Consider the following 23255-nt stretch of genomic DNA (forward strand, 5'->3'; position numbering starts at 1 on the left):
GTGGCAGGCAAGTCATCCCTTTCTGAATATAATCGCAAACGCGACTTCAAAAAGACTGCCGAGCCCGCGGGCAAAGTCGCATCGAGTGCCAGCGGCAATATCTTTATCGTCCAGAAGCACGACGCCACGCGCCTGCACTGGGATTTGCGCCTCGAAGTCGACGGTGTGCTCAAGAGTTGGGCGGTGACGAAGGGTCCGTCGATCGATCCCGATATCAAGCGTCTCGCCGTGCGCACCGAAGACCATCCCATGGCCTATGCCAATTTCGAGGGGACGATCCCGAAAGGCGAATATGGCGGCGGCACCGTCATGCTGTGGGACCGCGGGACCTGGGCGCCCATCGAAGGCAAGAGCGCCGCTGACCTGGAGGAGGGACATCTTCACTTCTGTCTCGATGGCGAGCGGATGAAGGGTGAATGGCTGCTCATCCGTTTGAAACCGCGCGAGGGTGAGAAGCGCGAGAACTGGTTGCTGCGCAAATTGAGCGATGAACATGCCGGCACCGGCGACGTGCTCGTCAATCGCGAGCTACGCAGCGTCCTCACCGGTCGCTCGATGGCCGAGATCGCTGCCGACAAGAAAGGCAGCTATTCGCTCGCGGGGAAGGACGACAAGGCATTCTCCAAGACGATGCGCCGCGCCGCCGAACGCAATCGCAAGACCAGCCGCAAGAAATCCGCCAAGCGACCGGGATATCGCAAGCCACAACTGGCCAAGCTCGTCGACGCGGTGCCCGAAGGAAACGGCTGGGCGCACGAAATCAAATATGACGGGTATCGCGCGCTTGTCAGCGCCAAGGGCGACGACGTTCGGCTCTATACGCGCAACGGCAAGGACTGGAGCGACAAATTTGCACCCCTGCTGGACGCGATCGCCGACCTCGATCTGCCCGCCTGCCTCATGGACGGTGAGGTTGTCGCCCCGGACAAGGATGGCAATCCCGATTTCTCGACGCTGCAGGCAATCCTCAAGCGCGGTCACGGGGCGCAGCAATCGGTCGATCAGCTGCAATATCATGTCTTCGACCTGCTCGAGCTCAATGGCCGCGACCTAGCTGGGGAGACCCTGCTCGAGCGCAAGGACGAGCTGGCGGCGCTGCTCCATGATGCCAAGCCACCGATATTCTATTCGGACCATATCATCGGGGCTGGCGAGAAGCTGCTCGAAGGCATGTGCGCCGCGCGGCAAGAAGGGATCATATCCAAGCGTGTGGATGCCCCTTATCGGCACCGCCGCAGCGACGACTGGCTCAAGGTCAAATGCGTGCGACGAGACCAATTCGTCATTGTCGGCATGAAGCGCTCGTCGGCACGTGGCCGCGCGTTCTCATCGCTACTGCTTGCCGAGGAGATCGATGGCGAACTCACCTATCGCGGCAACGTGGGCACCGGCTTTTCGGGCGCCGATCTCGATTCGATTTCAAGGAAGCTGAAACGCTATCACCGCAAGACCGCGCCGGTCGAAGTGCCCCGGTCGCTGGCTCGCAACGTTCAGTGGGTGACGCCCAAACTACACGCCGAAGTCGCCTATGCCGAGATAACGGCCGAAGGGCGCATTCGCCACGGCAGCTTCCTAGGCCTGGTCAACGCGAAGGCCGCCAAGCGCCGCAAAGCATCAAAGGCTGCGAGCGAGGCGCAAGTCCGCATCTCCAGCCGCGACCGCGTGGTCTTTCCGGATAGCGGCCAGACCAAGGGCGACCTGGCCGACTATTATAGCGAGATTGCACCGCTTTTTCTGGTCAGCGGGGCCCATCGCCCGATCAGCCTGGTGCGGTGTCCCCAGGGACGCGCGAAGAATTGTTTTTACCAGAAGCACGCCGGCGATGGCTTCGGAGACGCGGTTCGCGGCGTGCCCATCAAGGAGAAAGACGGCGGCGCCGAGGAGTATATCTACATCGATAGCCGCCGCGGGCTGATGCAGTGCGTCCAGATGGGAACGATCGAATTCCATGGCTGGGGCGCGCCCGTCGACAATGTGGAACGTCCCGACCGGATGATCTTCGATCTCGATCCCGACGAAGGCCTCGATTTCAAGGCGGTCGCGCATGCCGCGGAGTTCCTGCGTGAGACCCTGGGCGACATCGGGCTGGTGAGCTTTGCAATGTTGTCGGGCGGCAAGGGTGTTCATGTCGTCGTCCCCCTGGCGCGCGGGCATGATTGGGAAACGCACAAGGATTTCGCCCGCCGCTTCGCCGAAGCACTGGCCATGGCGCATCCCGACCGGTTCACGGCGTCGATCCGCAAGGCGCAGCGCAAGGGCCGCGTCTTCATTGATTGGCTGCGCAACCAGCGCGGGGCCACAGCGGTGCTCCCGTACAGTGCGCGGGCAAGGTCAGGCGCGCCCGTCGCGGCGCCCGTGACATGGGCCGAAATGCAAAAATTGGACAGCGGAGGCCACTACACGATCGATAACGTGGCCGCGCTCAAGCGCAGGGCCGCGAGCAAGTCATTGGCTCGGTGGGGCCAGGCCAATCAGAAACTTCCGGAGATTTGATTTTGTCGCAGACCGCATCGGACGCGTATGAGGTGGCCATCCTCAAAATGGACGTCGAGGGCAAGGACAGCGATCGCTTTTCGCGCATCGTCAATCACGCCGTCGAACGGTTTCGCGAGGTTTTGAAGCACGAGAACAAGTTGCGCGTCACGATCCAGACGCTTGACGGCCCGCACCTTGTTCCCGGCGCGGGAGCATATTCACCACTGGATTTCCTCGAACTCGGTTTTGCCGAGAAAACCGAAAGGAACCTACCATTCCTCATCGCGGTCACCGAAGTTGATCTCAGCGCGAAAGGAGCAGCCTACACGCTCGCCTACACGAGCCCGGTGACGAACGTCGCCATCACCTCGACCCGCCGGCTGGAGCCCTCATTCTGGGGCGATGAAGCCGACGACGATGTCGTGGCAGACCGGCTCTCCAAACTTTTGCTCTTCGCGTTTGGCAAGTTGGTCAATTTGGCGACATCAACGGATCCCGCCAACGCCATGCATGCCGTATCCGACGTCGACGATCTCGATGCTTCGCGCACGCTGCGCGAGGACCAGTGGGAGACCATGCGCACGCAACTGCCGCGTGAAGCGCACGATATGCGCACTTCGCGAAACTTCGCTTGGTTCTTCGCCAAGCAAATCGCGCGAAACGTGCCGGAGATCGGCAAGGCGATCGCGAACGCCAATCCTTTGACGCTCATGTTCAAGCTGCCAACGATGATCGCGGCGGCGCTATCGGTCATCGTCGTGCTGCTTTTCAGTGCGGAAACATGGGACGTGGCGAACGCGATGACGATCGGCCAGGCCGTCCTGTTTTCGGCGGTAAGCATCGGCGCAGCGCTGTTCCTGCTGTACCGCGCATTTGCACTCGAAGCCGTGGTCAGTCGTCAGGGTTATTTCACCGAATCCATGGCGGTCACGATGGCAGCGACATTCCTCACCTTGCTCCTCACGATCCTGCTGCTGTTCGCGGCTTTCGCTTTCGTGATGTATGTCGGCGTTGTCAGCGTGTTCCCCCCTGCCCTCATGGACAATTGGCCGACGACAGGGGAAGCCGACAGCCGGTTGGATCATATCAAACTTTCGGCGTTTCTCGCCGCCATGGGCGTCCTGGCAGGCTCGCTTGGTGGACGAAGCGATAGCAAGACGATCGTCCGCAACGTGCTCTTTTCGAATAGCTCGCGGTAGCGGCTATCAGCGAGCCTTCGGCTGCCGCTCCTCGCGAAACAGGTAGCGATATACACCCCACGCGTTGATCAGCAGTAGGACGCCATTCATCACGGCAATCGGCATCGCGTCGCTCGTAAGGCCCGAGTAGATCCACAGCATCGACACGGCGCAAAACAGCACGAAGGCGTAACCCGTCATCTTGCGACCGATGTCGGCAGCGATGAGCCCTGCGGCAATCATCGCGCCAATCGACGCGACCCACTCGACCATACCTTCCATGCATTCCCTCCTTTGCCCCCCCCTAGACGCCTCCGGCGATGCGTCAGTTCCAATTCGAATTGTGATGACGCGCGGACGCGCGGTGTAAAGCGCGCAGGTCTCGCGGATCAGGGGATGTCCAGCCCTGCGGCTCGCAGGTCTTCCAAGATCATGCGCTGGAGCCGGGGCTGCGCGAACATCCAGGTATCGAGATGCAATTCGCGGAACCGGCCGAGACCTCCAGGCAAAAGGCGTTCGAAGTCAGCGGCCGCGCGCCGCGCTTCGGCCATCCGTCCCAGCCTGACCAGGACGATGGTCTTCGTATACGGATCTGCAAAATATTCGGGCTGGTTAACCCGCTGCTGTATCTCCAACGCTTCTTCGTAGCGACCGTCCAGATACGCGTCGAAGAAGTGGCTGAAGCGATACCAGCCGGGGTGATCAGGGTTGAGCGCCATCGCCCGCGCCGTCCATTCGCGACCGCGATCCCAATCCCCCGCATAGCCTGACAGAATGCCGAGCATGGCCACGGCATCGCTGTCATAAGGGTTGAGTTCGTAGGCGCGCTCCGCGGCCGCCCTGAACGCGCCAAGGTCCTTGAGAAAGAATTGCACCTCGGCCAGCTCGAAATAGGCATAGGCATTCTTGGGATCGGCGCGCACTGCCTTACGCGCCGCTTCGAGCGCCTTCGCACCGGCATCGGGGCGACGATTATAGTGATGCTTGATTTCTTCGATGCGCACGGCCGCCAGCGATGCCCACACATTGGCATCGTGCGGCGCTTGCGATGCGGCCTTTTCCAGCGCTGCGCGGGTGACCAGATGATCTTCCGGCGACAATCGCTGTCGATAGATGCTGTTGCGCAAGACGGCTTCGAACGGCGCGAGTGAGGCGGGATCCTTGGCAGCAACGCTTTGCTGGAGATTTCTGAGCATGGCGCCGTACGGATCGCCCACGGCGGCGATGACTTTTGCCGAAAGGTCGTCCTGGAGCGCGACCGCCGACTGCTCCTCGATATCGCGATCATATGTCTGGCCCCAGACCTGTTCGCCTTCCGCGATGTCGATCAGGCGGGTCGACAGTCGCAGCAGGTCACCGTCGATCCGCAGCGTCGCAGCAAGACGGTAGTCGACCTTGTCGTCGTCGGTCGACGGGCTTGCCACGGACAAGGTCGAAAAGCGCGACAGACCCGATGCAATGTCATCGCGTAGCCCCTGCGCCATAGCGGCCAGGCGCGCGTCGTCATCGGCAATCTCGATCGGCGCGACCTGCACGCGAGGTGGCGCGATCGAGGCGTTTTCGGCCTCGCCCGATAATGAAGGCAACAGGCCGCCCGACAACGCAAAACCAATGCCCGTGAATATCAGCAGGGAGAATAACGCCAGCACACCGAAGCGGCGCCACCTGGTCGGCGCTTTCACCCGAGGCGGCTCGTGGAGTTCACCGGTGAGCTGCGTCTGGATAGCTGCGAGCAGCCGCTGGAAAGCGGGTTTTTCGCGGTGTCCATGCCAATGCTGCATGTCGTCGCAATGAAACTGGCCGAAGCCCAGCGGCGGCATGGTGCCATCGATCGTGACCGACAACAGCTTCCCTTCTTCTGCACCGCGATTGGCTTCGTCTTTTACCCAGCGCGAGGCTGCTGCTGCCTGCGACCAGCAGACAAGAACCGCGCGCGCGGCATCGATTTCGCGTTCAATGTCATCGGCGAATGCCGCGCCGCTCTGGATCCTATCGTCCCACCAGACCGAGAAGCCTTCTTCTTCGAGAGCCGAGGCCAGCTGTTGGACACGGTGCCGGTCAGCGCGTGCATAAGAGATAAAGATGTCCGCCAACGCTCCCCCGCACCCAAGCTACTAGACTGCTTGCGTCGCTTCTATCAGATACCGGTCGGACCACCAATCACCCCTTAGGGGAGGATCACAAGCCCTTTATCGGGCGGCCAGCTTCCGTCGACAAAGGCGGGATAGGCCTTGTTGAGCTTGGCGAGGCCCTCACGTTCGTCAACGTCCATCCAGCTGAACGTCGCAATGCCGGCTGCCGAGACATAGTCGCGCGAACGCTTGTCGAATTCTGCGGCGCCCCATTTCTTCACCAGCCCGAGCACATAACTTGGGGCGAAGAACATCTCCGCGTCGCCTGCTGCCTGCTCGCCGTCCTTCTTGGCCGGCTTTCGCATGCCGTCCTGCCAATGGGTGATCCCGACATTGTAGCGATAGCGAAGCGCATCGCCGAAGATCCGATACAGGTCGGCGACCAGCGTGCGGCTGCCCGCCATGTCCACCAGGACGCTGGGCATCACGTCAAGATCTTCCAGCGAATCATAGTCCACGACCTGGTCGTAAAGCTTGGTCTTGCGAACGAAGTCGACATTATGCCGCGACGTAAGTCCGATGACAGGCGGTGCATCCTCGTCGCGCTTGAGGCCGAAGGCGAGGCCCAGGCTGGTCTTTGACGATGCGCTGGCGATCAGCACCTGCTCGGCACCCTTGTAGTCGGCCTCCTTGAGGGCTTCGTGAAGGCAGAACGAGGTGATGTGCAGCGGGGCCAGCAGGACCCGCGCATTGAGTGCGCCCTTGCTATGCTCGCCTTTGCCTAGGCGTGTGTAGCGATTGTAGAGCGGTGGAAGGTCCTGGCGATGCTCGGCCATGTCCGAAAAGCCGCTGTCGCTGATCTTTCCGGGCGTCAGGTCGCAGCGCTGGGCGGGCGGGAAATAGCCATAGAGCCGCTCGCCCGTATTGAGCAGGTTGCACCGGCTTTCGACGATCCGGGCGATCGCCCAGACTGGGATCATGCCCCATCCGCGCCGTTCGACCGGGAAGAACTTCCAATAGCCGAGCATGTCGCCTGCAACGCCGTAGGTCATGTTGTTGGCGGTGAAAGCAAATCGTTCGATGACCACCCGGATATCGCCGTCGGCCAGCGCGCCCTCGCTGACTTGAGCGACATGATGATCGCCCAATGCATTACGGCACACTTCGAATTGGCTGACCTTCCCCATCGACACACCCCTTAGCCGCGAAATCGTTAAGGGAATGGTGACAGCCCGTTGCAGCGGACGCAAAGAAAAAGCCCCCGCCCGGTTTCCCGGACGAGGGCATTTTCGTTTGTCAGTCGCTAGAGCTTAGAACTCGTAGCGGATGCCGACCTTCATGCGCCAGGTCGACGAGGTCACGCGGACTTCGTTGTCGCCGGCATCGGGCATGTCGAAGTCACGGATCACGTAGAGACCGTTATCGTCGACACCACCGTCGATCAGGCCGAGCGTCGAACCATAGGTGCGCAGCTCGTTCCAGTCGCCGTTCAGGAAGTTCAGGAAGTTATCCATCGTGGCGTAGAGTTCGATCTTGTCGTTGACACCGAACAGGTTGCCCGGACCCGGGATTTCCTGGCTGAAGCGCAGATCCATGTCGAAGAACCAGTCGTTCGAGCAGGTATTGGCTTCGGCCGAGCGGCCCAGCTCGAGCTCGCAATCGAGCGTCGGCAGGAACTGCACGAAGTCCGCAACCGCACCGAAATCGCTCTCAGGCGACAGGTTTGGATCGTCCACACCCGTGGGGATGTAGGCGAGCGCGTTGAAGTCACCCGACGAAGAGTCGTGGAAGCCGATGTTCGTTCGATTTCCATTGATGAAGATCGAATTGGCACCTTCCTGGAACACGATGCTGTACGGACGACCCGACGTGGCACGGAAGAACATGCCGAGCGAGGTGTCGTTGTCACCGAAGAACTGCTCGCGCACGTTGATGCTGGCCGAGAAGTTGTGCTTCACCGAGAAGGTCGACGTGCGAACCGCAGGATTCTGGCGGTCAAACGCGGCCGTACGGTCATAGCCCGACGTTGCGGTCGAGTTGTCGTTGGTACGACGCTCGTTCGCATCGGTGAACGCATAGCCCAGGTTGAAATAGACCCGGCCACCATCGGTGAAGATACCGCTGTCGAAGCGCTTGCGCAGCAGCAGCGACACGACGTGGCTTTCATAGCCGTCAGCGTTGGTCAGCTGGATTTCGTCATCACGACCGGTGCGGAAGCAGTCAGCCGTCACACCTTCATAGGTCGGCGGGGTGCCGCCCTGGTTCAGGAGGACCGCGTTACAGTCATCCCGGCTCGGATCGATCGCGGCGTAGAGCGGCCGACCGTCGATCGCGAAACCTCCATTGGGTCGTTGGATATCCGGCACCATCGAGAGATCGACGAAGTTGAACGGGTTTTCGTAACGGCTGAAGATGTAATCGACGTTGGCTTCCCAGTTATCGAAAAAGCCGCCATCGCCATTGCCGAAGCGGGTCGAGATACCAAGGTTGCTACGAATGACCGTCGGGACCTTGAGGTTGGGATCGGTCGACTGCGTATCGGCAAGACCGCGAGCCGCCGAGTCCGAACCGCTGGCGCGGACGCAATCGGGGAAGCCCTGGAACTGGCCGTTCACGACGACGTCGATCTGGCCGTTATCCATCGGCAGCGCCGAACAATCGGCGAAACGGGTCGAGCCGAGGCCCGCCGAGAAGCCATTGTTCGAGAAGGCGTTCGACAGCCACACGGTTGGGTCACCACCGGCAAAGATGCCGACGCCGCCCTTGACGGTCGTGTCGTAGAAGAAACCGTCATTGTCGAGGCTGTAGGTGAACGCCGCACGCGGCAGGAACACCGGATCGAGATCGCTGAAGCTGAAGTCGTTGCCGAAGCCATAACGCTCAACGAAGTTGGGGTTACGGCGCGGTGCATCACCATCGTAGAAGTCCATCCGCGCGCCCAACAGCACGTTCAGCTGGTCGGTGACCTGCCAGTCGTCCTGGATATAGGCGGTGTAGATGTTGCGGCTCCATTCGGCGGCCGCTTCGAACGGATCGCCGGTCGGCGTTGCGTTGATGTCGGCACCCCAGCCCTGACCCGTCAGCAAGTCTTCGGCATCCGGGAAGAAGCCGCGACCCGAGGCCAGGCGGCCTGCACGCAGGTCATCGAAGTTTTCGAAGTAGAGCGTGCCGGTGGCGTTGATGATGAACAGGTTGAACACGTCGAGCAGGTTTGCTTCACCACCGATGGTGATGGTGTGATTGCCGGCTTCGAGGTTCGCCGCAGCCTTGAACTGCTGGACCGTCGTGTCGAGCTGGTTGGCCGAACGGAAGATGCCCGGGCCCGAGACGAGCAGGCCGACGTCGCAGCCCGGATCGCCATAGAGATCCGAATCGGTCGGATCGGGGCAGGTGTCTTCGATCTGCGCGACGACGATACGCGTCAGCGGATTTTCCGACTGCGCTTCACCGCCGCCGACCGGACCCTGGACGTCGCCGACTTCGGCGCGCGAGTAGCGCAGTTCGGTCGAGAAGCTGTCGCTCCACTGCGAGAACAGACGGCCCGAATAGTAATCCGAGATCGTGCCTTCGAGTTCGAAGCTGTTGAGGCCACCATACTGGCCGCCACCGAAGTCAGGTTCGATATTGTCTTCTTCGAGGCGCTGATAGGTCAGCTCGAGACGGTGATCGTCGGTGATGTAGGCATCGATGCGACCGAAGTAGCGCTGGTTGGCTTCCTGCGCCGAACGCGGGATCGGGCCGATGTCGTAGCCATAAACCGAGCTCAGGATGTTGGCATATTCGTTGAACTGCGCTTCGTTGACGAATTCGGCTTCGTTGGGGAAGCCGAGGCCCTTGGGACCGAATTCTACGACCGAGGAGCTGTCGAGTTCTTCATAGCCGAGGAAGAAGAAAAGGCGGTCCTTGATGATCGGGCCGCCCAGCGTCGCGCCAAAGCGCTTCTCGTCGAATTCCGCCGGTTCGAAGGTAATGCCGCCAGCGGTGTCACCGCGGAAGTTTTCGTCACGATACTCGAAGAAGGCCGAGCCCGAGAACTTGTTGGTGCCCGACTTGGTGACGACGTTGATGGCGCAGCCCGTAAACTGGCCGTATTCGACGTCGAACGGGGCAAACTCGATTGAGGTTTCGCGAACCGCGTCGAACGGCAGCGGCAGCGAGTTACGCGATGCGAACGGCGTACCGTTAAGGCCGAAAACGTCGGCCTGGGCGATGCCGTCGACGGTGAAGGTGTTGCCGCGATCGTTGCCGCCGAGGCAGCTGATGCGGTCGACTTCGTCACCCGAACGCTCGATGTTGACGCGCGGGTCGATGCGGATGAAGTCGCGAACGTCGCGGTTGATCGTCGGCAGCGCTTCAAGCGTCTCGGTGCCGATCGAGGTCGACGGACCGATGGCCAGCGTGGTGGCCTGCGCGCGCGCGCCGGTAATGATGATGACATCCTGGGTGACGTCGCCGTCGACCGAGGCCAGTTCGAAGGTCAGGCTGGTGGCACCCGAAAGGTTGATGAAGAGGTCGTTGACCGTCTGGCCCTGATAGCCATTGGCGGTTGCGGTGACGGTGTAAGGGCCGCCCGTGGGCAGGTTGGTGACCGAGAAACGGCCATCGCTATTGGCAGTCAGCGCGCTGGTCTGACCGGTACGCGTATCGGTGACGACCACGCTGGCGCCGGCAAGTTCGGTGCCGTCTTCGGCCGTGACCGTGCCCTGAATGCCCGACGTTGTCTGCTGCGCTGCAGCCGGAGCGGCCACAATCATCGAACCGGCTGACAGCGCACTCGCGGCCAGCAGGAATGGAAGCTTTTTCATCTTTTTGAGTCCCCGCAAAATAGAAATTTTCGCCGCATCTCACGCGCGACGTTGGGGGCGCGCTAGGGGACTCATATTACAGGATTGTTACAATGACATTGTAGGAATTATTTTGCAGGTCGGTGCGACGCAAAAACCGCAACTTTTTGGCAGAAATGCGCGTCTGCAGACTATCGACAAAAATGTCAGTAGTCGCCGTTCAATCTGTTGGCCATTGTTCCAATATCTCGACGAACCGACTCAGCCAGCCGTTGGTCTGATGGCCATCCACGACACGGTGATCGATCGTCAGCGTGACGTAAGCCATGGGGCGGATTACCATGACGTCCTGTCCGTCCAGTTCGCGCACGACGACCCGCTTTTCCAGCTTGCCCACCCCAAGGATGGCCGCCTGCCCCTGATGCAGGATGATCGGCGCCGCCAGAAGGCTACCCGATACGCCGTGATTGGAGATGGTGAAGCTGCCGCCGGATACGTCCTTGCGATCGAGCTTGCCATCGCGCGCCTTGGTCGTAAGTTCGTCGAGCTTCGCGCCGATCTGCTTAAGCGACAGGCTGCCGCAATCCTTGACCACGGGCACGACCAGGCCCTTGTCGCCCAACGCAGTGCCCACGCCGATATCGATGGTTGGCGATATCGCGATGCGGTCCTCTTCCCAGCGTCCGTTGATCGCCGGCGCGGCCGCCATCGCTTCGGCGGCCGCCTTGACGATGTAGGCGGTGTAGCTGAGCTTGACGTCCTTTTCCTTCATCGCCGCCTTGTGCGCGGCGATGGCGGAGAAATCGGCTTCGAACAGCGCCGTCACGTGCGGCGCATCGGTGACCGCTTTCACCATGTTGTCGGCAATCGTCTTGCGCATCCGATCATGCGGAATGTCGTCAGGCGCGAACGTAGCGTGCGATGACGCGACCGCGATGGCGGGACCATCGGCGAGAACGCGGTGCACGTCTTCGAGCGTCACGCGGCCATCTCGGCCGGTGCCGTCGATGGCGGCCGGGTCGATCTCGTGCTGCAGGCAAGCGCGGCGCACGGCAGGCGACAGTCGCGTCTCCTTGAGGACCGAAGCCTTGTCGATAGTCCCCGAAGATGCCGTCGGTTTGGGTGCCTTTCCAGCCTCTGCAGGCGCTATGGCAGCAGGCGCTGCATCGCTTGCCTCGCCGGCAGGATCGATCCGCGCGAGCAGCGCGCCCGGCTCGGCTTCGGCATCGGTATCGAGGATGATCTCGGTCAGCACGCCAGCTGCAGGCGCGGGCACCTCCTGCGTAACCTTGTCAGTTTCCAATTCGACCAGCGGATCATTCTCTTCCACGCGCTCGCCGACCGCCTTCAACCAGCCGCGAACGACCGCCTTGGTGCCTTCCTGCTCTTCGGGAACGAGAACGTCGATCAAGCTCAAAACTCCAGCATTTCCGTGATTTTCGCGCGAATATCCTCGGCCGAGGGCACCGCCGCTTCGAGCAATTTGGGGTGATGCGGCGACGGAATGTCGGGCATCGTCACGCGTTCGACGGGTGCATCGAGATCGAGAAAGGCCTTGTCCGCCACTACGGCCGCGATCTCGGCGCCGAAGCCACCCGTGCGTAGGTCTTCATGAACGATCAGGCAGCGATGGGTCTTCGCGATGCTTTCGAGCACCATGTCCTTGTCCCAGGGCTGAAGCGTCCTGAGGTCGATCACGTCAGCGCTGATATCCTTGGCCGCATCCTCGCAGCGTGGCACCATGGCACCCCAGGTGACAATCGTGATCTGGTCGCCCTCGCGCGTCTTCTTCGCTCTACCGAACGGCAGCACATAGCCATCGCCCGGATAAGGCCGCCGCGCCCAGCTTTCGTCGAGCATTGCGCGATGTTCGAAAAAGATCGTCGGATCGTTGCCGCGCAGCGCCATGCGCAACAGCCCGACCGCGTCCTCGGCGTTCGAAGGCACCGCCACTTTCCAGCCGGGATTATGGACAAACTGCACCTCGTTGGTCTGGCTATGCCAGGGATCACCGCATTTGAAGAAGCCACCCGGAATGCGCAGCACCATGGGCGCGGCGAAGCGGTTATGCGTGCGCCAGCGGATCGTGCCGCAGTCATTGATCTGCTCGGTCGCAGGCTCGGCATATTTGCGGAACTGGATTTCGGGGACGGGCAGCAATCCCGCCATCGCCATGCCGACTGCACGTCCGACAATGCCTTCTTCGTTCAATGAAGTGTCGAAGACGCGGTCGTGGCCGTATTTTTCCTGAAGCCCCAGAGTGACGGCATGAACGCCGCCCTTGGGGCCGACGTCCTCACCAAACACGCTCATCTTCGGATTGGCCGCGAGTTCCTGGTCCAGGACCTTGCGGATTGCGGTGACCATGTTGATGCGCTGCCCCTCGGGACGCGGATCTTCGTGCGTGCCCTCGAGACTGAGCCCTGCCTGCCCGCCAACGTCCGCATGCTCGCCCTCGAAGAATACGCCGTCGGCGACTTTATCGGGGTCAGAGACGCCGCGCGCTTCGGCCCGCTCGCGCGCCTTGTCGACTTCGAGCGCGACCGATTGCTCGATCATGTCCCAGTCGAGATTGTTGTTGAGCGCCTTCAACTTGGGGAGCGGATCGCGCGCCCATTCGGCGGCGATCTCTTCTTCCGACTTGTAGGTCTGCGTATCCTGCGCCGAATGGCCTTCGAGACGCGGCACCGTCAGGCGGCACAGCGCGGGGCCCTTGCGCTCGCGAACATGCGCCACGGCCTTGCCGATCAGGTCGGCAGCTTCCTCGGGCTCGGTACCGTCACCGTCGAATATCGTCAGGCCCTTGAAGCTGGCAAGGTTTGCCGCGATGTTCTGGCCCGGCGTCTGGTAGGTCGAAGGCACCGAGATGCCGTAGCCATTATCCTCGATGAAAAAGAGCAATGGCAGTTGCTGCGTCGTTGCTATGGTCAGCGCCGACCAGAAGCCGCCGGTCGCGCAGCTGGCGTCGCCGCCAAGCACCACCGCGATCGCGCCGTTATCCTCTTCGCCCAGCACCTTGGCCTTGTAGGTAATCGCCTGCGCCCAGCCGGCCGCTGGCGTATATTGCGCCCCTACCCCGCCGCACATTGGCAATGCGTGGCAGCCGCCCGGATTGGGATAGTTGAACACCACGCCGATATCGCGCCCGTTTGAATAGCCGCCCTCGCGGCCCATGCCCGATCCCAGCGCGTCAGCCTTGTCGACGCCTAATGCGAGCAGCATCGGGCGCGAACGATAATAGCCGCATGCCGCATCGCCATCGCGTAGGTGAAGGCCGAGGATGACCTGCGCCATGTCGTGCCCGCGCGCGGAGAACTGGTAGAGCACCTTCTTGGACGGGACGAGCTCCTCTTCCTCGAGCCGGTCCATTTCGCGGCTGGTCAACACCAGGCGCGCGACATCTTCCCAGCTAAAGGCAGGCTCCTTCGCGTCCGCGGGGCGATCCTCGGCAACGCTAGCCATCCATCACCGCCTTCACCGCGCTCGTGAAGCTGTCGACCTGGTCATCGCCCATGCCGCAGACGTTGAAGCGGCCGTTATTGGCAACGTAGATGGCGTGCTCTTCGCGCAGTTTCACGACCTGCTCGGGCGTTACCGGCAGCATCGAGAACATGCCTTCTTGATCGCCGATATATGCGAGGCGCGGATCGCTTGCGGCCACGCGGCAGCGCAAATCGTTGATGCGCTCGCGCATCTCGTCCAGCTCGGCGCGCCACATAGCGGTGAGTTCGGGATCGCTGAGGACAATGCGCACCAGCGCCGCGCCATGATCGGGCGGCATCGACCACATTTCGCGGGCGATCTGCTGGACATGCTTCATCGTGAGCGCCGCCGTCTCGGCATCGGCGGCCTTGACGAACAGCGTGCCGACGCGATCGCGGTAAACGCCGAAATTCTTGTCGCAGCTTTGCGCTACGATCACTTCGGGGCAGGCATCCATGATGATGCGCAGGCCAGCGGCATCCTCTTCCAACCCGACGCCAAGCCCCTGGTAAGCGATATCGATTACGGGGATGACGCCGCGATCGACGAGAATCGCTGCGACCTCATGCCATTGGTCGACCGACAGGTTGGCGCCCGTCGGGTTGTGGCAACAGCCGTGGAGCAGCGCGACATCCCCGCTCCGCGCACTCTTGAGCGCCGCGACCATCGCATCCCAGCACAGGCTGGTACCCGCCTTGTCGTAATAGGGATATTCGACGATCTCGAGGTCGGCGCCCGCAATCAGCGGCTGGTGATTGGCCCAGGTCGGCGTGCCGACGAGGACCCGCGCCTGCGGGCGCGCGGCTTCGACCAACTTGAACGCCAGCGTCAGCGCGCCGCAACCGCCCGGGGTCTGCAGGCCGATCATGTTGTCGCTAAGCTCTTCGCCAAAAACGATCGGTGCGAGCAACTTGGGAAACAGCTTGTCGCCAGCCATGCCAAGATAAGCCTTGCTGTCCTGTTCCTCGTGAAGACGCCTTTCGGCTTCCTTGACCGCGCGCATTACGGGCGTCTTGCCCTCGCTCGTCTTGAACACGCCGACACCGGCATCGATCTTGCCCTGACGCTCGTCATCGCGCGCCATCACCATAAGCTGGAGCAGCGCGTCGGGTTCGATGTGCTCGAGGCCGTCGAGCAAGCGAGACTTCGTGTCGGTCAGCATGGCCGCGTGGCTAGCCTAAAAAACCGCCCGGCGCAAAGCCTCAAGCGTCATAATCGACCTTCACGCCATCGCCCTTGGGGACCGATTGGCAGGTCAGGATATAGCCGGCTTCGATCTCTTCGTCGGTAAGCCCGTAGCGCGCCCCCATTTCGACTTCGCCTTCGATCACTTTGGCGCGGCAGGTGGCGCACACGCCCGCCTTGCAAGCAAACGGCGCGGGCAGCCCGGCCTCGCGCGCGCTGTCGAGAATATTGTCGCCATCGAAGGCAACCTTGCGGGCGCGGCCATCGAGCGTGACCCACAACGTGGTGCCCGAAGCCTCTTGCTTGAGTTTGGCGACCCGCTTGGACGCCGCTGCCGACGGCGTGCCGGCGGTGAAACGCTCGATATGGATCCGAGGCTTGTCGACCCCCTTGTCGAGCAAGGCCGCTTCGGCCGCGTCCATCATCGGGCCGGGCCCGCAGATAAAATAGCCTTCGACCGCTTTGGGATCCTGGACGAACGTATCGAGGATCATGTCGCACGTTTCGCGCGTCAGCATTCCGTTGAACAAGTCCACCTCGCCCGCCTCGTCGGAAAGGAAGTGGAACAGCTCGAAGCGGCCCATGTAGCGGTCCTTGAGATCGCTGAGCTCGTCGAGGAAGATGATCGAATTGCTGTCGCGGTTGCCATAAAACAGCGTGAAGCGGCTTTTCGGTTCGCTGATCATCGCAGTACGAATGAGGCTCATCACGGGCGTGATCCCGCTGCCACCAGCAAAAGCCACGTAACGCCGCGCCCCAGCGTCGGCGTCGAATTGGGTCGTGAAGCTGCCATGCGGCGGCATGACTTCTAGCGTATCGCCTGGCTTCAGTTCATCGCCGACCCAGTTGGAGAATACCCCGCCCTCGATCCGTTTGACGGTGACCTTCCACACGCCCTCATGCGGCGCCACGCAAAGCGAATAGTTGCGCCGCACTTCCTCGCCGTCGATCTCTGCTTTCAGCGTCAGGTGCTGGCCTGCCTTGAAGGCGAACAGCGGCTGGTGCTGCTCGGGCACTTCGAAAAGGATCGAGTTCGCATCGTCGGTTTCGGCGATCACGTCGGCGACGCGAAGCTCGATAAATTCGTCCTTGCTCATCGTCCTACCACTCGGCGTCCGGATAGGTGCGGGGCAGGAATTGCATGACGGCGAGCAGGTGGCCGAGATGTTCGGAATGATGGCCGCGCCGACCGCCAAGGATCGGGCGCTGGTCTTCAGGAACAGGGAGCTGCGCTTCGCCCAGTACCGCGGCAATGGCGCCGCGATATTCGTCTTCGAACGTGCGCGGATCGACCGCGATACCGCGCTCGATCAACTCCTGCTTGTCCTCGGTGACCTCGAACAATTCGGGAATGAAGCGCCAATTCCAGTCGAGCCCTTCGGCCATGCGGCGCGCGCTTTCCTCGGTGCCATCGCCAAGGCGGACGACCCAGTCGCTCGCCAGTTCGCGGTGATAGGCGACTTCCTTCACGCTTTTCGCGGCGATGCCGGCGATCGTCTCGTCCTTCGATTCCGCCAAGCGACCGAGCAGCATGTGCTGCCACGTGGAAAAGAGCAGTTGGCGCGCCATCGTCTGCGCGAAATCGCCATTGGGCTGTTCGACCAGCAGGCAGTTTTTGAAGTCCAAGACGTCGCGGTGGAACGCCAGCTCGTCGGCGTCCTGCGCGTTGCTCGATCGCCCCGCCGCGGTGAGGAAATTGGTCGCCTGCCCGATCAGGTCGAGCCCCATGTTGGCAAGGCTCAGGTCGACCTCGACCGAGGCGGCGTGTCCGCACCATTCGCCCAGCCGCTGGCCAAGGATCAGCGCATCATCGCCAAGCTCCAGCAGGTAATCGACCGTTGCGGCATCATGCGCGCCCTCGCTCGGCGCGTCGAAACTGCCCCTCGGCAGTCGACCGTCTTTCGCCTCGGCCTTGGCTTCGTCTTTCTCGGAAATGGTCGGCAAGCTTGGCATCAGATGTGCTTCACCTCGTCCGGAATGTCGTAGAATGTCGGGTGGCGATACACCTTGTCGGCGGCAGGCTCGAATATCTGGCCGCTTTCATCGGGATCGCTGGCGACAATGTCGTCCGACTTCACTACCCACAGGCTTACGCCTTCCATGCGGCGCGTATAAGTGTCGCGCGCGTGGTTCAAAGCCATTTCCTTGTCGGGCGCATGCACGCTGCCGACGTGGCGGTGGCTGAGCCCGCCGCGCGAGCGCACAAATACTTCCCAAAGCGGCCAGTCAGACATGATCTCTCCCGTCACTATGCGGGCTGGGGCTTAGGCGCTTGACCGCCGCAATGTCTAGGCCGCAGCGGCAGCGCGCTTTTTCGCTTCGTGCGCGTCAGCAGCTTCGCGGACCCAAGCCTGCGTTTCCCAAGCATCGCGGCGCGCCTTCATACGCTCCTTGGCGACCGGGCCTTCGCCGCGCACGACCGCGTAAAATTCTTCCCAGTCGATGTCACCAAAATCATAGCCACCTTTTTCCTCGTTCCACTTCAGATCGGGATCGGGAACCGTTAGGCCAAGATATTCCGCCTGCGGGACCGAGATATCGACGAACTTCTGGCGCAGCTCATCATTGGTCTCGCGCTTGATACGCCAGCGCATCGAACGCTCGGTATTGGGCGACTTGTCATCGGGCGGACCGAACATCATCAGGCTCGGCCACCACCAGCGATTGAGCGCATCCTGCGCCATCCGCTTCTGTTCGTCGGTGCCATTGGCGAGCGCGATCATCGCTTCGTAGCCTTGGCGCTGGTGGAAGCTTTCTTCCTTGCACACCCGCACCATCGCACGAGCATAGGGCCCATAGCTGGTGCGCTGCAGCGGGACCTGGTTCATGATCGCCGCTCCATCGACCAGCCAGCCGATCGCCGCGATATCCGCCCAGGTAAGCGTCGGATAGTTGAAGATGGTGCTGTACTTCGCCTTGCCCGAATGCAGCGCCTCGATCATTTCCTCGCGGCTCGTGCCGAGCGTTTCGGCGGCGCAATAGAGATAGAGGCCGTGGCCTGCCTCGTCCTGTACCTTGGCGAGCAGGATGGCCTTGCGGCGCAGCGACGGCGCACGGCTGATCCAGTTCCCTTCGGGCAGCATACCCACGATCTCGCTATGCGCGTGCTGCGAAATCTGGCGCACCAGCGTCTTGCGATACGCCTCGGGCATCCAGTCCTTGGGCTCGATGAACTCGTCGGCGGCCACCCTCGCTTCGAAGGCGTCTACCAGATGCTGCGGTTCGCCCCCGTCGATCGAGGTGACTTTGGTGGGATTCTTCGGGCCGTCGCCCTTGTCGAGTTCGGTCGTGTACATAGGCTTGGAATTAGGGATTTTCTGCGCCAAATTCAATCGGGACTTACGACGGTAGGAGCGTCAGGCGTGATGAGAGATTGCCCCAGATGCGGATCGAGCCAGATTGAGGAGGGCTACCAGCTCGACAAGGGCTATGGTGAGACCCATCTTGGCGGCTTCATCCGCGGCAAGCCGGACAAGCGCTGGTACGGATACAAGTTCGCCAAGGAAGATCGCATTCCGATCACGCAATATCGCTGCAAACGCTGCGGCTTTCTGGAAAGCTACGCCAAGTAGCGTCACTCATATTCGGCGGTGATTTCGATGATGCCTTCGTAATCTCCCGCAGCCGTTTCGGGCACAAGCAAAGTGCCCCCGACGCCGAAATCTACACCCTGGTTGCCCGAATTGGGTATGACCACGCGCGAAGGCGTGATCGGGGTAAAGCTGATCGTGTCGCGCGTGACGCTATTTTCCAGATTGCTGGCACTCGACCTGATCACGACGTTGAGCCGGTTGGAGCCCTTGATATTGAAGATGCCCGGCAGCGGCGTGCCGGTACACAACAGAGGCGCCGGACAGTCGAGCGTGCCATCAGGCTGGATCGTCACCGCCATCGTGCCGGCACCCTGGGCAAGGATGATGGTGCCGAAATCGAGATCCTGCTGGCGGGTCAGCACCAACGGCTTGACCAGCTTCACCTTCACCTTCGCATCGGTGCGCTGGGCGTACGCCGTCTCCGGCGCCGCGACGAACGCAACCGTCAGCGCCACTAGGGCGCACAGGCGTGAAAGTGGGTTCATCACCATAACGGTGCCAAGATTGGCCCATTATGGTGAAAATCCCGTTAACCACGACGGCAAATGCTACGGCCTAGAAGAATCAACCGGGATTACAGGCATTCCCCGGGTGAAGGAAAAATAGCTCCCCGTTCTTCTCGGGACGCGGCACGGCATCGCGCAGCACATAATTGAAGAAATAGCCGTAGCTCTGCACCAGGCCGCCAGGATCCATCTCGTCGCCTTCCGGCGTGTCGTTGATGCCCGAATAAGCGCATTCCGACTTACCTTTGACGACAATATCCTTGCCGTTGCCGGTGATTTCACCTGCTGCAGCAGGACCTGCCATCAAACTGGCGACTGCCAGTACGACGATCGAATTGCTGATCGGATCTTTCATGGTCTTCCCCTTCGTTTCCTGTTTGCAGGAACGCTCGACCCATCTCCGACTCGGCGGAGACAATGTTTTCTATACACTTATGTTAAGACTTTGCACAGGAGACCGGGTTGCATCCACGGCTTTGCTCATCGAAAAGAAGCATCCGTTTATCGGCAGGAATCAGCCCCTTGGCTTACGAAAATATCAACGTCGAGATTGACGGGCACATTGCCCGCATAACGCTCAACCGCCCTGATCGCCTCAACAGCTTTACCGCAGCGATGCATGCTGAATTGAAGCATGCGCTGACCGGCCTTGAGGGTGTTCGCGTCATTATCCTCACCGGCGAAGGCCGCGGCTTTTGCGCCGGCCAGGATCTCAACGATCGCAATGTCGCACCGGGCGAGACGGTCGACCTGGGCGAAACGGTGGAAGCCAGCTGGAACCCGCTGATCCGTATGCTCGCGACGATGCCGCAAATCATCATCGCGCGCGTCAATGGCGTGGCCGCAGGCGCGGGCGCCAACATCGCCCTTGCCTGCGATATTGTTATCGCAGCGAAATCCGCCAAATTCATCCAGGGGTTTGCCAAGCTTGGGCTAATCCCCGACAGCGGCGGCAGTTGGCATCTGACCCGCCACCTCGGTCAGGCCCGCGCGCTCGGCCTCGCGCTGACCGACGCGCCGCTTTCGGCAGAACAGGCGGCCGATTGGGGCCTGATCTGGAAGGCGGTCGACGACGATGCGCTCGATGATGAAGTCGATGAACTTGCGAGCAGGCTTGCTGCGTCACCGCCGCTGGGTCTCGCCGCAATCAAGAAACTTGTGCGATCGAGTTGGAGCCGCGACCTCGACACCGAGCTCGACCTGCAGCGCGACGAGATGCGGCGCTTGGGCTTTACCGAAGATTACAAGGAAGGCGTTGCGGCATTCCTCGAGAAGCGCAATCCTGACTTCAAGGGCCGCTGACCAGCGCCGCCTCGACCGCGCGAAACGGCGTCGACAAGGTTGAATAGACCGACTGTCCGATCCCGACGGCGACAAACAGGCCGACCAGTCCAAGGGAGGCAAACTGGAGACGTTGGCCGAGCTGTCGCTGCCAATCCGGCGTGCGTGTACGGTCGCGGCGCCTCTCGACCACGGCAAGTCCGAACTTGCGCCGTGCCGCGGGCCAGTCGTTGATGATGTCGAACACGGGCAGCGTGTCTTGCGTTTGCGCCCCGCAGCGCCCGTCCGCACTCCAGACGATCCGCGCGATGATGACGTGGCTGCCCCGCCGCAATTCCAGGTAATGCCCGCATTCGTAGCGACCGTTGCTCACGAAGCACAGACCGTGCTCCGAGATATTCGTGATCGTCGCATCGGACCAGCCGGACTGTCCGCGCAGGCGCGCCGGGACATGGGCCGGCACGCGTTCCTCGCGCTGTTTCATCGCTCATACTCCCGTCCCCACGGGCGATGCGGCAAGTATCACGGATCGCACTGACAGGATGCTGCCGATCAATCCGAAGTGGAGCGGATGCGTGCCCCATTGCGCTCCAACCGGCGGCCAGATAGGCGAAGGGCCGATCAGGAGGCACGTATGAAGACCATCCAGTTGTTGAACTATGCCCGCGGCGAATGGATCGAGGGCGACAATGCCCGCGACATCCCCAGTGCCATCGACGGATCGATCGTCGCGCGCACCGGGTCGGACGGGCTCGATTTCAAAGCGATGCTCGATCACGCACGCACTGTCGGAGGGCCGGCGCTGCGCAAGATGACCTTCCATGAGCGTGCCTGGATGCTCAAGAGCCTTGGCCTCGCCATCATGGAGCGCAAGGAAGAGCTGTACGCATTGAACCCGCATTCGGGCGCGACCCGCGGCGATGGCTGGATCGATATCGATGGCGGCGCGCTGACGCTGCTTTCCTATTCCTCGACCGGCCGCAAGCATTTGCCCGATGCCCACGTGACGCTCGATGGGCCGCAGGAAGCGCTGGCCAAGGAGCCGGGCTTCATCGGCCAGCACATCATGACGCCCAAACAGGGCGCGGCGGTGCATATCAACGCCTTCAACTTTCCCGTCTGGGGAATGCTCGAAAAGGTCGCGCCGACGCTGCTTGCGGGGATGCCGTGCATCGTCAAACCGGCGACCGCGACCAGCTATCTGTGCGAAGCGGCGTTTCGCATCATGATCGACACCGGCGTGCTGCCCGAAGGCGCGGTGCAACTTATCGTCGGCGGGGTCGGCGACCTGTTCGATCACCTCGAGGGGCAGGATGTGGTGAGCTTCACCGGTTCCGCCTGGACCGCGGGCAAGCTCAAGAACCACCCGACCGTGCTCAAGGAAAGCGTCACCTTCGTGGCCGAGCAGGACAGTCTCAACGCCTCGCTGCTCGGCCCCGATGCTTCGCCCGGCACCCCCGAGTTCGATCTTTTCATCGCCGAAGTGGTCCGCGAGATGACGGTAAAGGCGGGCCAGAAGTGCACCGCAATCCGCCGTGCGATGGCGCCGGCCGCGCATCTCGACGCGGTCGAGGCCGCCATCAAGGAGAAGCTTGCCGCACTATCGATCGGCGACCCGCGCGAGAAGGAAACGACGCTCGGCGCGCTGGTAAGCTGTTCGCAGCGCGATGACGTGCGCGAAAAGATCGCCGAGTTGGTCGACGGCGGCGCGCGCATTGTCCATGGCGACCCTTCCGCCAATGTCGGCATCGAAGGCGGTGCGTTCATCGAGCCCACGCTGCTACGCGCCGACGATCCCTGGAGCGCCGATGCGGTCCACGACGTCGAAGCCTTCGGGCCTGTCGCCACGATCATGCCCTACAAGGATATCGATGACGCCATCGCGCTCGCCAATCGCGGCATGGGTAGCCTTGCATTGAGCTTCTTCAGCCATGACCCTGAAGCTGCAGCCACTTTCGTGCGCGGCGCGGCGGCTTTCCACGGCCGGATGCTGGTCATCAACCGTGACAACGCCAAGCTGTCGACCGGGCACGGATCCCCCCTCCCCGTCCTCATCCATGGCGGCCCCGGCCGCGCCGGCGGCAGCGAGGAAATGGGCGGTGTGCGCGGCCTGCATCACTACATGCAGCGCACCGCGATCCAGTCCACGCCCGACATGATCGCAGCCATCAGCGGCCAATACATACCGGGCGCGAGCAAAACGCAGAGCCAAGTCCATCCCTTCCGCCTCAAGATGAGCGAGATGGAACTGGGCCAAACCTTCTATTCCGACACGCGCGAAGTCACGATCGAGGATATCGAGCATTTCGCGAACTTCACCGGCGACACCTTCTACGCCCACATGGACGAGGAAGCCGCCAAAGCATCGCCCATCTTCGAGGGCCGCGTCGCCCACGGCTACCTCATCCTGAGTTTTGCTGCCGGCCTGTTCGTCGACCCCGATCCCGGCCCCGTGCTCGCCAATACGGGTCTGGAGGATCTCAAATTCCTGACCCCGCTCTATCCCGGCGATACGATGCGCGTCGAACTGACGGTGAAGTCCAAGTCGATCAAGTCCGAGGAAACGGGCGTCGTCAAATGGCAGGTCGAAGTTTTCAACCAGGACGACGAACAGGTCGCGACTTACACACTTCTCACCGAAAACACCCCCTGACGGTCGGAACGATCCCACTAAGCCATTTGTTTTATTCGTGATTCC

General features: G+C 61.7%; 19 protein-coding genes. 5 read left to right on the top strand and 14 right to left on the bottom strand.

Annotation, left to right across the window (positions count from 1 at the left end; genetic code table 11):
* Complete coding sequence (gene ligD, locus NUX07_RS08615) at positions 1–2493, top strand: DNA ligase D (protein ID WP_265530165.1); 2493 nt, start codon at positions 1–3, stop codon at positions 2491–2493.
* A 2-nt stretch (positions 2494–2495) separates the two neighbouring features.
* Positions 2496–3674, top strand: coding sequence for a hypothetical protein (locus NUX07_RS08620; RefSeq protein WP_265530166.1), 1179 nt, complete (start codon positions 2496–2498; stop codon positions 3672–3674).
* A gap of 6 nt (positions 3675–3680) precedes the next feature.
* Here the strand turns inward: NUX07_RS08620 and NUX07_RS08625 are convergent, their stop codons facing one another.
* From NUX07_RS08625 to paaA, 11 genes are all read right to left on the bottom strand, one after another.
* A complete protein-coding gene (locus NUX07_RS08625) occupies positions 3681–3935 on the bottom strand; it encodes a hypothetical protein (RefSeq protein WP_265530167.1) in 255 nt (84 codons plus the stop codon).
* A 107-nt stretch (positions 3936–4042) separates the two neighbouring features.
* Positions 4043–5746, bottom strand: a complete 1704-nt coding sequence (locus NUX07_RS08630; protein ID WP_265530168.1) for a TIR domain-containing protein — start codon at positions 5744–5746, stop codon at positions 4043–4045.
* A 74-nt stretch (positions 5747–5820) separates the two neighbouring features.
* Positions 5821–6912, bottom strand: a complete 1092-nt coding sequence (locus NUX07_RS08635; protein ID WP_265530169.1) for a DUF2855 family protein — start codon at positions 6910–6912, stop codon at positions 5821–5823.
* 123 nt (positions 6913–7035) lie between these two features.
* Positions 7036–10530 (bottom strand): TonB-dependent receptor, encoded by a 3495-nt coding sequence (locus NUX07_RS08640; RefSeq protein ID WP_265530170.1) that lies wholly within the window; start codon positions 10528–10530, stop codon positions 7036–7038.
* A gap of 199 nt (positions 10531–10729) precedes the next feature.
* Positions 10730–11920: a dihydrolipoamide acetyltransferase family protein gene (locus NUX07_RS08645; protein ID WP_265530171.1), complete on the bottom strand. Its 1191-nt coding sequence runs from the start codon at positions 11918–11920 to the stop codon at positions 10730–10732.
* Positions 11921–11922: 2 nt separating this feature from the next.
* Positions 11923–13971, bottom strand: a complete 2049-nt coding sequence (locus tag NUX07_RS08650) for an alpha-ketoacid dehydrogenase subunit alpha/beta (RefSeq protein WP_265530172.1) — start codon at positions 13969–13971, stop codon at positions 11923–11925.
* The gene (locus tag NUX07_RS08655; RefSeq protein WP_265530173.1) at positions 13964–15154 is read right to left on the bottom strand and encodes an amino acid aminotransferase; all 1191 of its coding nucleotides are present in this window, start codon (positions 15152–15154) and stop codon (positions 13964–13966) included. Before NUX07_RS08655 ends, NUX07_RS08650 begins: the two co-directional genes overlap by 8 nt.
* A 40-nt stretch (positions 15155–15194) precedes the next feature.
* On the bottom strand, positions 15195–16274 hold the full coding sequence (locus NUX07_RS08660; RefSeq protein ID WP_265530174.1) for a 2Fe-2S iron-sulfur cluster-binding protein: 1080 nt from the start codon (positions 16272–16274) through the stop codon (positions 15195–15197).
* A gap of 4 nt (positions 16275–16278) precedes the next feature.
* Positions 16279–17130 carry a 1,2-phenylacetyl-CoA epoxidase subunit PaaC gene (paaC, locus tag NUX07_RS08665; RefSeq protein ID WP_265530175.1) on the bottom strand — a complete coding sequence of 284 codons (852 nt, stop codon included), beginning with the start codon at positions 17128–17130 and terminating at the stop codon, positions 16279–16281.
* Positions 17130–17411 carry a 1,2-phenylacetyl-CoA epoxidase subunit PaaB gene (paaB, locus tag NUX07_RS08670; protein ID WP_265530176.1) on the bottom strand — a complete coding sequence of 94 codons (282 nt, stop codon included), beginning with the start codon at positions 17409–17411 and terminating at the stop codon, positions 17130–17132. Before paaB ends, paaC begins: the two co-directional genes overlap by 1 nt.
* Before the next feature lie 54 nt (positions 17412–17465).
* Positions 17466–18473, bottom strand: coding sequence for a 1,2-phenylacetyl-CoA epoxidase subunit PaaA (paaA, locus tag NUX07_RS08675; protein ID WP_265530177.1), 1008 nt, complete (start codon positions 18471–18473; stop codon positions 17466–17468).
* Between the two features lie 69 nt (positions 18474–18542).
* On the opposite strand from paaA, the gene NUX07_RS08680 reads away from it, so the two are divergent.
* Positions 18543–18749, top strand: a complete 207-nt coding sequence (locus NUX07_RS08680; RefSeq protein WP_265530178.1) for a hypothetical protein — start codon at positions 18543–18545, stop codon at positions 18747–18749.
* A 2-nt stretch (positions 18750–18751) separates the two neighbouring features.
* On the opposite strand, the gene NUX07_RS08685 is transcribed toward NUX07_RS08680, so the two are convergent.
* Together NUX07_RS08685 and NUX07_RS08690 are read right to left on the bottom strand one after the other, a co-directional pair.
* A complete protein-coding gene (locus NUX07_RS08685; RefSeq protein WP_265530179.1) occupies positions 18752–19255 on the bottom strand; it encodes a DUF4402 domain-containing protein in 504 nt (167 codons plus the stop codon).
* A 79-nt stretch (positions 19256–19334) separates the two neighbouring features.
* Complete coding sequence (locus NUX07_RS08690; RefSeq protein WP_265530180.1) at positions 19335–19631, bottom strand: hypothetical protein; 297 nt, start codon at positions 19629–19631, stop codon at positions 19335–19337.
* 167 nt (positions 19632–19798) lie between these two features.
* Here NUX07_RS08690 and paaG point away from each other — a divergent pair, with 167 nt between their 5' ends.
* A complete protein-coding gene (paaG, locus tag NUX07_RS08695; protein ID WP_265530181.1) occupies positions 19799–20578 on the top strand; it encodes a 2-(1,2-epoxy-1,2-dihydrophenyl)acetyl-CoA isomerase PaaG in 780 nt (259 codons plus the stop codon).
* Here paaG and NUX07_RS08700 read toward each other — a convergent pair.
* A complete protein-coding gene (locus NUX07_RS08700) occupies positions 20565–21041 on the bottom strand; it encodes a PilZ domain-containing protein (RefSeq protein ID WP_265530182.1) in 477 nt (158 codons plus the stop codon). The genes paaG and NUX07_RS08700 overlap by 14 nt on opposite strands.
* A 150-nt stretch (positions 21042–21191) precedes the next feature.
* On the opposite strand from NUX07_RS08700, the gene paaZ reads away from it, so the two are divergent.
* Complete coding sequence (gene paaZ / locus NUX07_RS08705) at positions 21192–23210, top strand: phenylacetic acid degradation bifunctional protein PaaZ (protein WP_265530183.1); 2019 nt, start codon at positions 21192–21194, stop codon at positions 23208–23210.
* Positions 23211–23255: the final 45 nt, after the last annotated feature.

The organism is Sphingomicrobium marinum, from assembly GCF_026157105.1.
GTDB lineage: Bacteria > Pseudomonadota > Alphaproteobacteria > Sphingomonadales > Sphingomonadaceae > Sphingomicrobium > Sphingomicrobium marinum.

Coding starts and splice junctions, on each gene's coding strand:
- NUX07_RS08625 (WP_265530167.1), bottom strand. CDS start 3,935: ATGGAAGGTATGGTCGAGTGGGTCGCGTCGATTGGCGCGATGATTGCC.
- NUX07_RS08635 (WP_265530169.1), bottom strand. CDS start 6,912: ATGGGGAAGGTCAGCCAATTCGAAGTGTGCCGTAATGCATTGGGCGAT.
- NUX07_RS08640 (WP_265530170.1), bottom strand. CDS start 10,530: ATGAAAAAGCTTCCATTCCTGCTGGCCGCGAGTGCGCTGTCAGCCGGT.
- NUX07_RS08650 (WP_265530172.1), bottom strand. CDS start 13,971: ATGGCTAGCGTTGCCGAGGATCGCCCCGCGGACGCGAAGGAGCCTGCC.
- NUX07_RS08655 (WP_265530173.1), bottom strand. CDS start 15,154: ATGCTGACCGACACGAAGTCTCGCTTGCTCGACGGCCTCGAGCACATC.
- NUX07_RS08660 (WP_265530174.1), bottom strand. CDS start 16,274: ATGAGCAAGGACGAATTTATCGAGCTTCGCGTCGCCGACGTGATCGCC.
- paaC (WP_265530175.1), bottom strand. CDS start 17,130: ATGCCAAGCTTGCCGACCATTTCCGAGAAAGACGAAGCCAAGGCCGAG.
- paaB (WP_265530176.1), bottom strand. CDS start 17,411: ATGTCTGACTGGCCGCTTTGGGAAGTATTTGTGCGCTCGCGCGGCGGG.
- paaA (WP_265530177.1), bottom strand. CDS start 18,473: ATGTACACGACCGAACTCGACAAGGGCGACGGCCCGAAGAATCCCACC.
- NUX07_RS08680 (WP_265530178.1), top strand. CDS start 18,543: ATGAGAGATTGCCCCAGATGCGGATCGAGCCAGATTGAGGAGGGCTAC.
- NUX07_RS08685 (WP_265530179.1), bottom strand. CDS start 19,255: ATGAACCCACTTTCACGCCTGTGCGCCCTAGTGGCGCTGACGGTTGCG.
- NUX07_RS08690 (WP_265530180.1), bottom strand. CDS start 19,631: ATGAAAGATCCGATCAGCAATTCGATCGTCGTACTGGCAGTCGCCAGT.
- NUX07_RS08700 (WP_265530182.1), bottom strand. CDS start 21,041: ATGAAACAGCGCGAGGAACGCGTGCCGGCCCATGTCCCGGCGCGCCTG.
- paaZ (WP_265530183.1), top strand. CDS start 21,192: ATGAAGACCATCCAGTTGTTGAACTATGCCCGCGGCGAATGGATCGAG.